Origin of the sequence: Pararhizobium sp. DWP1-1-3, assembly GCF_049896125.1 — a bacterium.
In the GTDB taxonomy this organism is placed as follows: domain Bacteria; phylum Pseudomonadota; class Alphaproteobacteria; order Rhizobiales; family Rhizobiaceae; genus Pararhizobium.
The window spans coordinates 1-13,996 of record NZ_JAFCTR010000008.1 but is presented as its reverse complement, the minus strand read 5'-3'; the positions used below and the strand labels follow the sequence as shown (position 1 = coordinate 13,996).

The 13,996-nt window shown below is 60.0% G+C and carries 12 protein-coding genes and 1 riboswitch; of the genes, 11 read left to right on the top strand and 1 reads right to left on the bottom strand.

From position 1 onward, the window contains the following. Position 1: 1 nt before the first annotated feature. Positions 2 to 739, top strand: coding sequence for an ATP-binding cassette domain-containing protein (locus ACP7BS_RS17065; protein ID WP_426233332.1), 738 nt, complete (start codon positions 2 to 4; stop codon positions 737 to 739). A 9-nt stretch (positions 740 to 748) separates the two neighbouring features. Here the strand turns inward: ACP7BS_RS17065 and ACP7BS_RS17060 are convergent, their stop codons facing one another. Then, positions 749 to 1,405, bottom strand: coding sequence for a TetR/AcrR family transcriptional regulator (locus ACP7BS_RS17060; protein WP_426233330.1), 657 nt, complete (start codon positions 1,403 to 1,405; stop codon positions 749 to 751). A gap of 231 nt (positions 1,406 to 1,636) precedes the next feature. Between ACP7BS_RS17060 and ACP7BS_RS17055 the strand changes: the two genes are divergently transcribed. The 10 genes from ACP7BS_RS17055 to ACP7BS_RS17010 all read left to right on the top strand — a co-directional run bounded on the left by ACP7BS_RS17055 (position 1,637) and on the right by ACP7BS_RS17010 (position 13,602). Beyond that, positions 1,637 to 2,836 carry a multidrug effflux MFS transporter gene (locus tag ACP7BS_RS17055; protein ID WP_426239054.1) on the top strand — a complete coding sequence of 400 codons (1,200 nt, stop codon included), beginning with the start codon at positions 1,637 to 1,639 and terminating at the stop codon, positions 2,834 to 2,836. 220 nt (positions 2,837 to 3,056) lie between these two features. Beyond that, a riboswitch (cobalamin riboswitch) is annotated at positions 3,057 to 3,278 on the top strand. 256 nt (positions 3,279 to 3,534) lie between these two features. Next, entirely contained in the window at positions 3,535 to 3,756 is a 222-nt protein-coding gene (gene nrdH, locus ACP7BS_RS17050) for a glutaredoxin-like protein NrdH (protein WP_426239053.1), read from the top strand. Positions 3,757 to 3,784: 28 nt separating this feature from the next. Next, positions 3,785 to 4,201, top strand: coding sequence for a class Ib ribonucleoside-diphosphate reductase assembly flavoprotein NrdI (gene nrdI, locus ACP7BS_RS17045; RefSeq protein WP_426239052.1), 417 nt, complete (start codon positions 3,785 to 3,787; stop codon positions 4,199 to 4,201). Next, positions 4,171 to 6,324 (top strand): class 1b ribonucleoside-diphosphate reductase subunit alpha, encoded by a 2,154-nt coding sequence (gene nrdE, locus ACP7BS_RS17040; protein ID WP_426239051.1) that lies wholly within the window; start codon positions 4,171 to 4,173, stop codon positions 6,322 to 6,324. The genes nrdI and nrdE overlap by 31 nt, the downstream gene beginning before the upstream one ends. A 184-nt stretch (positions 6,325 to 6,508) precedes the next feature. After that, complete coding sequence (gene nrdF / locus ACP7BS_RS17035) at positions 6,509 to 7,483, top strand: class 1b ribonucleoside-diphosphate reductase subunit beta (protein ID WP_426239050.1); 975 nt, start codon at positions 6,509 to 6,511, stop codon at positions 7,481 to 7,483. A 215-nt stretch (positions 7,484 to 7,698) separates the two neighbouring features. Then, positions 7,699 to 7,968, top strand: coding sequence for a hypothetical protein (locus ACP7BS_RS17030; protein ID WP_426233321.1), 270 nt, complete (start codon positions 7,699 to 7,701; stop codon positions 7,966 to 7,968). Between the two features lie 196 nt (positions 7,969 to 8,164). Next, entirely contained in the window at positions 8,165 to 9,148 is a 984-nt protein-coding gene (locus ACP7BS_RS17025; protein WP_426239049.1) for a hypothetical protein, read from the top strand. Further along, positions 9,051 to 9,920 carry a tetratricopeptide repeat protein gene (locus tag ACP7BS_RS17020; RefSeq protein ID WP_426239048.1) on the top strand — a complete coding sequence of 290 codons (870 nt, stop codon included), beginning with the start codon at positions 9,051 to 9,053 and terminating at the stop codon, positions 9,918 to 9,920. Before ACP7BS_RS17025 ends, ACP7BS_RS17020 begins: the two co-directional genes overlap by 98 nt. A 211-nt stretch (positions 9,921 to 10,131) precedes the next feature. Beyond that, positions 10,132 to 12,669, top strand: a complete 2,538-nt coding sequence (locus tag ACP7BS_RS17015; RefSeq protein ID WP_426239047.1) for an SH3 domain-containing protein — start codon at positions 10,132 to 10,134, stop codon at positions 12,667 to 12,669. 138 nt (positions 12,670 to 12,807) lie between these two features. Then, positions 12,808 to 13,602: an SDR family NAD(P)-dependent oxidoreductase gene (locus ACP7BS_RS17010; protein WP_426239046.1), complete on the top strand. Its 795-nt coding sequence runs from the start codon at positions 12,808 to 12,810 to the stop codon at positions 13,600 to 13,602. Positions 13,603 to 13,996: the final 394 nt, after the last annotated feature.

Sequence of the window (13,996 nt, the reverse complement as noted above, 5' to 3'; positions counted from 1 at the left end):
CATGAACACTCAGGCCCCTGTGCTGCAGCTCAAGGACATCCGCAAGAATTTCGACGCCGTTGTCGCCATCGAGAATTTTTCGCTCGATATCTATCCCGGCGAAATCGTTGCCCTCGTCGGCGATAACGGTGCCGGCAAATCGACGCTGATCAAGATTGTTTCCGGCGTCTATGGCCCGTCCTCCGGCACGATCACCATCGAGGGCGAGACGGTCGCGATGTCCAGCGCCACCATGGCCCGCTCGCACGGCATCGAGGTGGTCTATCAGGATCTGGCGCTGGCCGACCAGCAGACGGTCTATATGAACATGTTCCTCGGACGCGAACTCACCAACGGCATCGGCCTGCTCGATCGCAAGACGATGATTTCGGAAACGGAAAAGCTGGTGAAGGAACTCGACGTGCGCATCCCCTCGGCGCACGCGACGATCCGCGATCTGTCCGGCGGCCAGCGTCAGGGCGTTGCGATTGCGCGGGCCACCCGCTGGGCAAAGAAGCTGATCCTGCTCGACGAACCCACGGCGGCGCTCGGGGTCGCGGAAACCGCGAAGGTCGAGGAAATCGTGCAATCGCTGAAGTCGCGCAATATCGGCGTGCTGATCATCAGCCACAGCCTCGATCAGGTGTTCAAGCTGTCGGACCGGATCTGCGTTCTGAGGCGTGGCAAACAGATCGGCATCCGCAGGACTGCGGAGACCAACAAGAACGAGATCGTCTCGATGATCACCGGTGTCAGCTGACGCCGGGACTTACGCCGTCTTGACAGCCAGCGTGTTTGCCTGCGCTGGCCCATAGGCCCGCATGAATGTCCGCACGGCATTGCGGGCCGCAATGTCCAGTTCTGCTTCCGTCGGCGTGACGCCAAACAGCGTGCTCATCTGCAGGTCGGCATTGACCAGTGCCAGAAATTGACGCGCCGCAACGTCGAAATCGTCTGCCTGCAAAAGGCCCTTGTGGGCGAGCCGGGCAAAAAGTGCGGCCAGTGCCGTGCCGATCTTGCCAGGGCCATGCTGGCGCCAGCTTTCGAACAGGTGCGGATAACGCTCGCCTTCGGACTGGACCAGCTTGCGCAGGAATTTTCCATCCTGGTTGCAGATGCAATTGTGGCTGAGGCGCACGGCAAAGGCGACGAGATCGTCTTCGAGATTGTCCGGCTTCTCGGGAAAGGTTGAGAGAGTGGTGAACAGCATGGCGTTTGCCCGGTCCATCACGTCCTCGACCACGGCGGTGAACAGGTTCTCTTTTTCGCGATAGTGGTTGTAGACGGTCTGACGCGAGACGCAGGCTTCGGCGGCGATCTCGTCGATGCTGGCGCCGGTAAAGCCTTGACGGCAAAAGACTTGGGCGGCGGCTTCCAGAATGGACTTGCGCTTGGCACATTGCCCGCGCTGGCTATGCACGGACATTTTCGGCACTGTGTCATGATTGGTTTTCATCGGCCGAAGATAATGCCTCTTGACGTTTTAGACAATGGTGTCTAATTTTACAGCTCTGTCCAATAATATTGACACGGCTTGCCAAGCAGGCGTCCTCCCAAGCACCGCGCGCCCTTGGCAACGATCACGGTGAACTCCTGAGAGCAACGCGGCGCCAGACCGACCCGGTTTTGTGCGGCCGTTTTCTGAAAGATGCCCCCCATGACGTCCTCCTTCTTCCGGACTGCCCTCATCCTCGGCCTGTTGTCGGCCATCGGCCCGTTTGCCATAGACATGTACCTGCCGGCGCTGCCCTCGATCGGGCAGGACCTTGGCGCCGAGAACCATATCGTGCAGCTGAGCCTGCTCGCCTTCTTCGTCTCCTTTGCGGTGGCGCAGCTGGTCTACGGTCCCCTGTCCGATATGTGGGGCCGCAAGGCGCCGCTCTATATCGGTATCGGCATCTTTGCGCTCGCCAGCATCGGCTGCGCATTGGCAAGCGATATCGAAACGCTGATCGCCTTCCGCTTCCTGCAGGGGATCGGCGGAGCTGCCGGCATGGTCATCCCGCGCGCCATCGTTCGCGACATGCATACCGGCGTGCAGGCCGCCCGGCTGATGTCGCTGTTGATGCTGGTGTTCAGCATCTCGCCGATCCTGGCGCCGCTGACCGGCAGTGCCGTCATCGAGTTCTACGGCTGGCGCGGCGTGTTCTGGGCGGTGATGATCGCCGCCTTCATCGGCCTCATCCTGCTGGCGACGCAATTGCAGGAAACCCGCCTGAGGGAGCACCGTGCCGGGAGTGGCCTGCGCAGCGCCATGGCTGCCTACGGCCTGCTGCTCAGGGACAAGAATTTTCTGACGCTGACCTTCATCGGCGGCCTCGGCATTTCCAGCTTCCTCGTCTATCTCGCCAACTCGCCCTTCGTGCTGATCGACTATTACGGCCTGTCGCCGACGCAATACAGCTTTGCCTTCTCGATCAATGCCGTGTCGTTCTTCGCGGTATCGCAGGCGACCGGCTGGTTCGGCGAACGGTTTGGGCTCGTCCGGGTCATGCGCATCGCCGTTGCAGCCTTCGCGCTGACCATGGCGGCGATGGCCATCGTCATGAGCCTCGGCTTCAACCAGCTGCCGGTGATGGCCGCGTTCCTGTTCGTCGGTTACGGCTTTCTCGGTCTGGTCATTCCGACCAGTGCGGTATTGGCGCTGGAAGACCACGGCGAAATCGCCGGCACGGCATCGTCGCTGATGGGAACGCTGCATTTCGTCACCGCCGCCGTCGCCATGGTGATCGCCTCGGTGTTCTTCGACGGCACGGCCGTTCCGATGGCCACGGGCATCGCGCTCTGCGCCGTCGGCGCGCTGCTGCTCACCCAGGCCACCATCGGCCGCCGCCGTGCAGCTGCCGCTGCCGAGTGATAGGTGGTTCGTCGTCCCGGCCGGTCCAGACGGGCGCCCGGCGGCCCACGCGCGTGGCTCATTACTGATACCGGGGCCACTGTCCCGGGCGGCTGCCCCACTATCCACAGCCGATTGCCGTGGCGGGCATTAACTCCCCATTATCCACAAAGCTGCAAAAAATATGCACCGCAAGGCATGTTTCCGATGTCTACACATTGACGTTATTTTCCTGTCGTATACTATATCTAGTGTTAAAGGTTCCTCCAAATCGCAAGGTAGGGAGGCTAAGAGGGAATGCGGTGCGCTTGGCCATAAAGGCAGGCAAAACCGGAGCTGCCCCCGCAACTGTAAGCGGCGAGCGTCTGTTTCATTTCAGGTCACTGAAGCATCAGGCTTCGGGAAGACGGAATGGACGCCACGACCCGCAAGCCAGGAGACCTGCATTGAACAAAACGTCCACGGGCGGGGTGCCCGGAAGGTCGCGTGATGTGCAGCGGAATGATTCCGCTTTGGATTGCGTTCTTCCGATGCCCGCCAAAAAGGCTTCGGGGTGAAGGCATGTCAGTCAATCGAATTCGCAGACCAAGATATGCGGGATCGGCGGCGCAGGCCTAACCTCCCGCAAGTATCGCAATACAAGACCCCACGATCGGATCCGCGTGCAGCGGCTCGGAGCCTTTCGTGTGCCAGCAATATCACAGACCACGAGGACCATCATGAACATTACCGTCTACAGCAAGCCTTTCTGCGTCCAGTGCACCGCGACCTATCGCGCGCTCGATCGCGAAGGCATCGACTATCAGGTCGTCGACATTTCCAAGGACGAGGACGCCTTCGCGAAGGTGATCGGCCTCGGATACCAGCAGGTTCCGGTGGTGATTGCGGGCCAGGACCATTGGGCTGGATTCCGTCCGGACAAGATCAACGCGCTGTCCTGAGCGCGGCCTGAGTGCGGGTGGACAAGCGATGGGCCTGATCGTCTACTATTCCAGCCTGTCGGAAAATACCCATCGCTTCGTCGCCAAGCTCGGTTTGAAATCGGCCCGTATTCCCGTCAGCAGTGGCGCGGAAACGCCCGATGTGCGCGAACCCTTCGTCCTCATCCTGCCGACCTATTGCGGCGATGACGGCAAGGGGGCTGTTCCCAAGCAGGTGATCCGCTTTCTCAACAACGCGGACAACCGATCCCTCATCCGGGGCGTGATCGCCGCCGGCAACAGCAATTTCGGCGAGACGTTCGGTCTCGCGGGCAATGTCATCTCGGATAAATGCCGGGTGCCGTACCTCTACAGGTTCGAGCTTCTGGGCACGGACGAGGACGTCGCCAATGTCATCAATGGATTGGAACGATTTTGGACGTCTCAACGCTCGAACGCCCTTTGAAGGTCACTGAACAGGCGATTGACTATCACGCGCTGAACGCGATGCTGAACCTCTATGACGACGAGGGCAGGATCCAGCTGGACAAGGACAGGCTGGCGGCGAAGCAGTATTTCCTCCAGCACGTCAACCAGAACACCGTGTTCTTCCATAATCTGCGGGAGAAGCTCGATTATCTGGTGACCGAGGGCTATTACGAGCGCGAGGTTCTCGACCAGTATTCGTTCAACTTCGTGCGCGACCTCTACGATCACGCCTATGCCAAGAAATTCCGTTTCCCGACCTTCCTCGGCGCCTTCAAGTATTACACCAGCTACACGCTGAAGACCTTCGACGGAAAACGCTATCTCGAGCGCTACGAAGACCGCATCTGCATGGTGGCGCTGGCGCTGGCGCAGGGCAACGAGGCGACGGCCCGCGACATGGTCGACGAGATCATTTCCGGCCGCTTCCAGCCTGCAACGCCAACCTTCCTCAATGCCGGCAAGAAGCAGCGCGGCGAGCTCGTTTCCTGCTTTCTGCTGCGCGTCGAAGACAATATGGAATCGATCGCGCGCGGCATCAATTCAGCGCTGCAACTGTCCAAGCGCGGCGGCGGCGTTGCCCTGTCGCTGACCAATATCCGCGAGGCCGGTGCGCCGATCAAGCAGATCGAAAACCAGTCGTCCGGTATCATTCCGGTGATGAAGCTGCTGGAAGACAGTTTTTCCTATGCCAACCAGCTTGGCGCCCGCCAGGGGGCAGGGGCCGTCTATCTCAACGCCCATCACCCCGATATCATGCGCTTTCTCGATACCAAGCGCGAAAATGCCGACGAGAAGATCCGCATCAAGACGCTGTCGCTCGGCGTCGTCGTGCCCGATATCACCTTCGAGCTGGCGAAGAACAACGAGGACATGTATCTGTTTTCACCCTACGACGTGGAGCGCGTCTACGGTGTGCCGTTCACCGAAATCTCGGTCACGGAAAAGTACCGCGAGATGGCGGACGATGCCCGCATTTCCAAGAAGAAGATCAAGGCGCGCGAATTCTTCCAGGTTCTGGCTGAAATCCAGTTCGAGAGCGGCTATCCCTACATCATGTTCGAAGACACGGTGAACCGGGCCAATCCGATCGCCGGCCGCATCACCATGAGCAATCTCTGCTCGGAAATTCTGCAGGTGAGCGAGGCCAGCGAATATAATGACGACCTATCCTACGAGCATATGGGCAAGGACATTTCCTGCAATCTCGGCTCGCTGAACATTGCCGCCGCGATGGACAGCTCCGATTTCGGCAAGACCATCGAGACGTCGATCCGGGCGCTGACCGCCGTTTCCGACATGAGCCATATCTCCTCGGTGCCGTCGATCGAGAAAGGCAATGACGACAGCCACGCCATCGGCCTCGGCCAGATGAACCTGCACGGCTATCTCGCCCGCGAGCGCATCCACTACGGCTCGGACGAAGGCGTCGATTTCACCAATATCTATTTCTACACGGTGACCTACCATGCCATCCGGGCATCGAACCGGATCGCCGTCGAGCGCGGGTCGAGCTTCAAGGGTTTTGAGAACTCGAAATACGCTTCCGGCGACTATTTCGACAAATACACCGAGAAGGAATGGGTGCCGGCGACCGGGCGTGTCGCCGAACTGTTCGAGACCGCCGGCATCCACATCCCGACGCAGGAAGACTGGCTGGCCCTGAAGTCGGATGTCATGGCGAGCGGCCTCTATAACCAGAACCTCCAGGCCGTGCCGCCGACGGGATCGATCTCCTATATCAACCACTCGACCTCCTCGATCCATCCGATCGTCTCGAAGATCGAGATCCGCAAGGAGGGCAAGATCGGACGCGTCTACTATCCGGCGCCGTTCATGACCAACGACAATCTCGACTATTACCAGGACGCCTATGAGATCGGCCCTGATAAGATCATCGATACCTATGCGGCGGCAACGCAGCATGTCGATCAGGGCCTTTCACTGACCCTGTTCTTCCGCGATACGGCAACGACGCGCGATATCAACAAGGCGCAGATCTATGCCTGGAAAAAGGGCATCAAGACGATCTACTACATCCGCCTTCGCCAGATGGCGTTGTCCGGCACCGAGGTGCAGGGCTGCGTGTCGTGCAGTTTGTGATTTGAGGCCCTGCCGTTTCAGTCACGCTCGAGCCCGGAGCCCCCCTCATCCGACTGCCGGCGCCTTCTCCCCGATGGGGAGAAGAGACGAGCGGCTAGCGCGAGGGGTTCTCCTCTCCCCGTGCGGAGAGGGCAGGGTGAGGGGGCCAGGCGCCCTGTAAGATTTATTGAGGAAAGACATGCCCATGAACATCGCCATCAAGCCAGTTTCGCGCGTGCGCGCCATCAACTGGAACCGCATCGAGGACGACAAGGACCTGGAAGTCTGGAACCGGCTGACCGGGAATTTCTGGCTGCCGGAAAAGGTGCCGCTCTCCAACGACATTCCATCCTGGGCGACGCTGCGGCCGGAAGAGCAGCAGTTGACGATCCGCGTCTTCACCGGACTGACCCTGCTGGATACGATCCAGACCAGCATCGGCGCGCCAAAGCTGATGGAAGATGCGATCACCCAGCATGAGGAGGCCGTCTATTCCAACATCTCCTTCATGGAAGCGGTGCATGCCCGCTCCTATTCCTCGATCTTCTCGACGCTCTGCTCGACGCCGGATGTCGACGACGCCTATCGCTGGTCGGAGGAAAACGAGCACCTGCAGCGCAAGTCGGCTCTCATCCTCGAACACTATCGCAATCCCGATCCGCTGAAGCGCAAGGTCGCCAGTGTCTTTCTCGAGAGCTTCCTGTTTTATTCCGGTTTCTACCTGCCGATGTTCTGGTCGAGCCGGGCAAAATTGACCAATACCGCCGACATGATCCGCCTGATCATCCGCGACGAGGCGGTGCACGGCTACTACATCGGCTACAAGTTCCAGAAAGGACTGGAGCGGCTGAGCGCGCAAAAACAGCAGGAGATCAAGGACTTTGCCTATGAACTCCTGTTCGAGCTTTATGACAATGAGGCCAAATATACCGAAACGCTTTATGACGGCGTCGGGCTGACCGAGGACGTGAAGAAATTCCTGCACTACAACGCCAACAAGGCGCTGATGAACCTCGGCTATGAGGCACTGTTTCCGCCGGAGGCCTGCAAGGTCAATCCCGCGATCCTCTCGGCGCTATCGCCGAACGCCGACGAGAACCATGACTTCTTCTCCGGTTCCGGCTCATCCTACGTCATCGGCAAGGCCGTCGCGACCGAGGACGACGACTGGGATTTTTAAAGGGATTTTCCCTTCACCTTTTCGGCTGCCGCCCTCGGCGCAGCCGATCCATCTCCGGCACTCGATGCCCCGCCGATGCAATTGTAACCGTAACGTACTCCCCACCGATCTGAAAAAGGCGATACATAATCCGGGCTGATCGTTGAGGCATGCCTTAACGCAGCAGGTAAAACGCACAGGATATGTATCCGCCGGCCAAACCAGGTACCAGATCGATGCCGACAGACACGGCGCAGAGGGGTTTGTGGAAGCTCATGCTGAAGTTGCCCGCCCTGCGCGGCCAGCTTCAGCTTCTCAGTGTGCGGAATGCAGGCCTGCTCACTCTTTGCGACGCTTTTCACGATGCCAGCTCTACGCTCGATTCCTTGAGGAAGGATCTCAACGTCGATCGTGCGATCATCCGCGAATACGAGACGCTGTGCAGCGAAATAGAAGGCGAAGTGATCGAGATCTGTCTGACCGAGCAGACCAAGCCGCGCCGATAAGCCGCCATATCTATTTGTTTGGCATGGATTTTCTGGCCTGCTCCAAAGTGAGGCACTTCCACGCCGAATTATCACTTTTCAAACAGTCAACGGAATTTTTAGCGTTTACGGCCGAGATTCTTCAGCAAAGAGCGTTTGACTGCTGTGCCGATTCGGTGTGCTAATGTGACCTCGAGTTGAAAGCTTGGGGGCAGGTATGAGCAGCGAGCGTCAAATCGAACGATCACTCTGCGAACATATCGATCAGACCGAGGCGCAGGCCGAGATTGACCGGCTGCTGGCGGATACTCGCTTTCAGTCTCCCGAACGCAACAAAAATTTTCTCCGCTTCATCGCTTCCGAATACTTCGAGGGCAGGGCGGAGGCGATCAAGGCGTATGCGATCGCGGTCGATGTGTTCGGCCGTCCGGCAAATTTCGATCCCTCGGTTGACCCGATCGTGCGCATCGAAGCGACGCGGCTGCGTGCCGCACTGACGCAATACTACGATGCACACGGAAGCGACACCGGTATTCGCGTTGATCTCCCTCGCGGCCGGTATGTTCCAGACTTCACCCGCATGGTGCCCAACGAAATGCCCTCCCTGCCGGCTGAAGCCGCAGCCCCGGATCTGCCGGCTCAGGCTGCGAGCGTGGAGGAGGGTTCGGGCCGGCGGTTTTGGGGCGGCACTACGCGGCTCGCTTTGGCCTGGTTGCTAATCGGTATCGGTATTGCCACATATGCGCTGACGACAGGTCTTGGCGCCTGGAAACAAAATGCCTTGAGGCAGAAGCCGCTGATTTCCTTAGCGTTGAGTGCTGACGGAGATACGCCGGAACGCGACATTGAAAAGCTCCGGGATTATCTCACGGTGGCAATCTCGCAATTTCATACCGTTCGCCTCGCATCTACCGTCGATCATATGGTGGCGGCGTCTTTGGGCGAATGGACTGCTCCGAAACTCGTATCGGCGCTCAGAGGCCAGCGGGTGGCCGAAGACTACCGTATCGTTCTCAAATACGATGGGAAGGGGAGCCAGGGTTTTGCTTGGTGGCAGGTGACGGATGCGTCCACCGGAGAGGTGCTGCTGTCCGGCATCGAGGATGCTGACGGATCCGGTTTCCGTGCCGGCAAGCCAGAGCTTGGCGAACCGGCTGGCACGGACGCTTGTCGGGACCCGTGGCGTCATCAACACCATTGAAACACTTCATGAACTCAACACGCCCTCGCTTGGCAACGGCTGCATCCTGAGAGCGATCACGGCGGGGGACCGAAGCGATGAAGCGGGGATGGCGGATGCTCGCAACTGCCTGGAACAAACACTGGCCATTGCGCCCAATGACGCCGGGGCCAAGGCGGAACTGGCAATTGTCCTGCTCGCAAAGGACCCGATAGAGGCCCCTACCGATGCCTCCGACCGAGCCTACAGATTGGCCGCCGATGCGGTAAAGCTCTCGCCATTTTCCGACCGCAGCAAATATGCGTTGATGACCAGCCAGTTTCGCTCGGGTCAGATGCAGGCGGCGATCCAGACGGGGTATGCTGCGATGGCCCTTAATCCCAACAACAGCGATATCGCCGCACGTCTGGGGCTCTATCTTTTTACCGCTGGACGTTGGGAAGAAGGCGCTGGCCTCGCTGTGCGGTCAGCGTGGATGGACCAGGATTCTGCATTCGACGGTCTGTTGACCCGCGCTCTGGATGCTTACCGGCTTGGCCGTTTCGAAGATGCGCTGGCGCTCTCGAAACAGTTGAAGATTTCCGGTGACTATGTGGCTCACGCGGTTCAGGCCGCTGCCGCCGGGCAATTGGGCAGAACGGACGAGGCGCGATCGGCTCTCGCCAGCCTCGGAGCGGGCCGCGCCGATTTCGACGTCGCATTCCGCAAGAATATGAGCGCGCGTTATTTCACGCCCAAAATGACCGACCTGATCGAAATCGGCGTTATAAAGGCGACGCCGCAGAAATCCTGAGGCCGCGGTCCGTAGGGTGAATGGTGCATCCCGTATCGAGGACGCGACTCCATATTCCCCAGATTTCATAAAAGTAACTGTAACGTACTTGTTTCAGCGCCCCATCGTGCAAGGCTTCAAAGCCGTTTCCGCGCGAGTACAGCCCGCTGCGCGACGACACTGGATGCCCATGACAAGGATGAGAATGATGGTGAGATTTGGTTTTGTGTTAATGACCGCCGCTTTGACGGCCGGCTCCGCTCTGGCAGGACCTGCGGTCACGACGGCGAATGTGAACTTCCGCTCAGGCCCCGGCACCGGGTTTGGTAGCCTTGGCCAGCTTGTTGAGGGAACCGCCGTCGATCTCGGCGAATGTGACGACAGCGGCGCCTGGTGCGCGGTTTCCGTCAAGGGTGAGCAGGGTTTCGTCAACGGCAAGTATCTCAACCAGGCCGACGCGACGACGGACCGGCCGGGCTGGCCAAGGGTCTACACGACTGACGGCGGTGCCGAGATTACCCTCTATCAGCCGCAGATCACCGACTGGAAGGATTTTTCCACGCTCTCGGCGCTGATCGCCACGGAATATAAACCCAGCAAGGATGCAAAACCGATCTTCGGCGTCATCGGCGTCAGTGCCGACACGGTGTCCGATGCGGATGCAGGTACCGTCATCCTCAGCAATATCAAAGCCACGGAGATCAATTTCTCGGCGCTCGACCGGAGCCAGATTTCGGATCTGTCGCTTGAGGTCGGCAAGCTGATGCCGACAGGCAATCTGACCTATCCCGAAGAACGGCTGACCGCCAGCCTTGCCGATTATCAGCGCATGGAGGATGTGAAGGGGCTTAAATCCGATCCGCCGCCGATCTTCATCAGCGAGACGCCGGCGATCTTGCTGCAGACGGACGGCAAGCTGGTGCTTGCTCCGGTCAAGGGCGTGACGGGTCTTTCCTTCGCGGTCAATACCAATTGGGACCTGTTTCAGGCCGATGCCGACAAGAGCTATTATTTGCGCGATGACAAGACTTGGCTGACCTCCAAGGACCCGGCGGGCGGCTGGCAGATCGCGGCGGCACTTCCAGACGCATTGACGAAGCTTCCCGACGACGACAGCTGGAAGGCGGCCCGCACGGCCATCCCGCTGACAGCGGTGGAAGGCTACAAACTGCCGAAGGTGGTTTATTCGGAAGCGCCGGCCGAACTGATCCAGTTCGAGGGGAAACCGAAGCTTGAGCCCGTCAAGGGCACCGCGCTGAAAGGGGCCTCGAATGCCGCTGGCGACGTATTCTTTGATGAAAAGGGCAAGCAATGGTACGTCCTGTTGTCCGGCCGCTGGTTTTCCGCGGCATCGCTCGACGGTCCCTGGACATTCGCCACACCGGACCTGCCAGCCGATTTCCAGAACATTCCGGATGACGCGCCCTATTATGCGGTGCGTGCATCGGTGCCGGGCACCTCGGAAAATGCCGAAGCGCGGCTGAAGGCCAGCATTCCGCAAACGGCGCGTGTCTCCACCGATGGCTCCGTGAAGGTCGAGGTCTCCTATAGCGGCGAACCGAAATTCGAACCGATCGACGGCACCTCGCTCACCTATGCGGTCAATACCAACGAACAGGTCATCAAGGTCGGCGACAAATATTTCGTCCTGAAGGATGGTGTCTGGTTCGAGGGCGCCAGCCCCACCGGCCCATTCGCAGTCGCCAAGGCGGTGCCGGATGAGATCTACAAGATCCCGCCGTCCTCGCCGGTCTACAACGTCACCTATGTGCGGGTTTACAAGACCGAGCCGGATGCGGTCTGGTACGGCTATACCATGGGGTATCTCGGCGCCTATCTGGCCTGGGACACCTATGTCTACGGTACCGGCTGGGCCTATGACGACTACTGGGATTACGGCTGGGCAGGCGGCGGTTACGTCCCATACTACCCGCGCCCTGTGAGCTATGGCGTCGGCGCCTTCTACAATCCGGCTTTCGGAACCTTCGGGCGCTACGGCTATGCCTATGGTCCGTACCGCGGCATCGCGGGCGGGGCGGCCTATAATCCCCGTACCGGCACCTATGTTCGCGGCGGTGCCGTTTCAGGTCCGGCTGGCGAGCGTGGCTTCATTGCAGCCTACAATCCGCGCACCGGAAACGGCGTGATGGCGCGGGGCGGCCACAATGTCTACGGTTCCTGGGGCTCGGCCAACGTCAAGCACGGTTCGGACTTCGCGCATATTGCCGGCGGTACGACAGCGGCCGGCGGCAATGTTCATTGGCGCAATTCCGACGGCAATCATGGTTTCGTCGCAGCCGGCAAGGGCGGCGACATCTATGCCGGCCGTGACGGCAACGTCTACCGCCGCGACAATGGTCAGTGGCAGAAGCATACACCGGACGGCTGGGACCCGGTGCAGAAGCCATCGACCGACAATCTGAAACAGCACGGCGAGAACTTCGCGGCCAAGCATCCGGATGCGGCGCAGAAAATCGGCCAGAACCGTGATGCCATCAAACCTTTGGCCAACCGCAACAGCAATCGCGTCCGCCCGGTGGCGCCGGACAATCTCGGCCTTGACCGTGCCGGACGTCAGATCGGCAATCAGCGTGCCTTTCAGCAGGACATGATCCGCCGTCCGGCACGGGGTGGATTTGACGGCGGCGATTTCCAGCGCGGCGGCGGCGGCGGTGGTGGTGGCTTCCACGGCGGCGGTAATTTTGGCGGCGGTGGCGGGTTCCACGGCGGCGGGGGCTTCCATGGAGGCGGCGGGTTCCACCGCCGCTGACTGCCAATGTCTCCACCGTCCGGAGGTTCGCCTTCGGACGGTATTGCTTTCAGTCCGTACCGCCTTCAAGCGGGACTGGCCAATCGCGTTTCAAACGCTATTCTCCGTGCCATGTATCGTGACACGCGAGGATGAGAAATGGCAGGCCTGCAAGGACAATGGAATGGGGTTGGTATTGCCGACCTCGACGGCAAGACGATCTTGATCACGGGGGCCTCGACCGGTATCGGCGCGGCCCTTGTCCGTGCGTTTTCTGCGCAGGGCGCCAGTGTCGCGATCCACTACAATGAGAGCAGGCAGGCGGCAGCCGACCTCCTCTTGGAAGTCGAAAGCACGGGCGGCAAAGCTGTTCTGGTTCAGGGCGATGTCTCTGCCGATGGCGTGACGGAACGTGTGGTCGAAGAGGCAGCCCGTCATTTCGGCCGGCTCGACGGGCTGATCAACAATGCCGGCGGCATGCTCGGCCGTGTCGCAACAGCCGAGATGAGCGACGCGCATTACGAGCGCGTCATGGATCTCAATGCCCGTTCCGTGCTGGCTGCGACCCGCGCCGCGCACCCGTGGCTGAAGAAGCAGGGCGGCTTCATCATCAACACGACTTCGATCGCCGCCCGCAACGGCGGTGGCAACGGTGCCATCCTCTACGCAGCGTCCAAAGGCTTCGTCTCGACGATTACCCGGGGGCACGCCAAGGAGTTTGCCGGCGACGATATCCGCGTCAACGCTGTCGCGCCCGGGGTCATCGCAACACCCTTCCACGACCGCTATACCAGCCCTGAAATGCTCGACGCCCAGCGCAAGACCGTTCCGCAAGGACGGGTCGGCACGCCGGAAGAATGCGTCGGCGCCTATCTGTTTCTCGCATCTCCCACACTCTCCGGCTACGTCACCGGCCAGATCATCGAGGTCAATGGCGGCCAGTTGATGCCGTAGGCCGGGACGGGAGAGGCTGTTGTTGACGCCGCCGCCAAGCGCGGACCAAGTGACATCGACGGGTCCCCGACGGATGACTTCGAGGGGATTAATAGGGCACACGGTGCGGAAGACCCGACAGGCACCAAGACCGTGGCTGCCCCCCGGAACTGTGAGCGCATTGCCGGTCGCTACCGGCGCTTTCAAAGCGCCACGCCACTGCCAGCCCTCCGGGACATCGCGTCTAATGCGAGTGAGTTCCATAAGATAGATTACGCAATCCACCCATGTAGCGGGGTACATTCTATTTCCAAGTGCGACATGCCAGTAATTTCAATGGCTTCACTTTGGAGATTTTGGCATGTCCAGATGCTATACGCAAATCACCCTCGCCGACCGGCGACGCCTACATCAG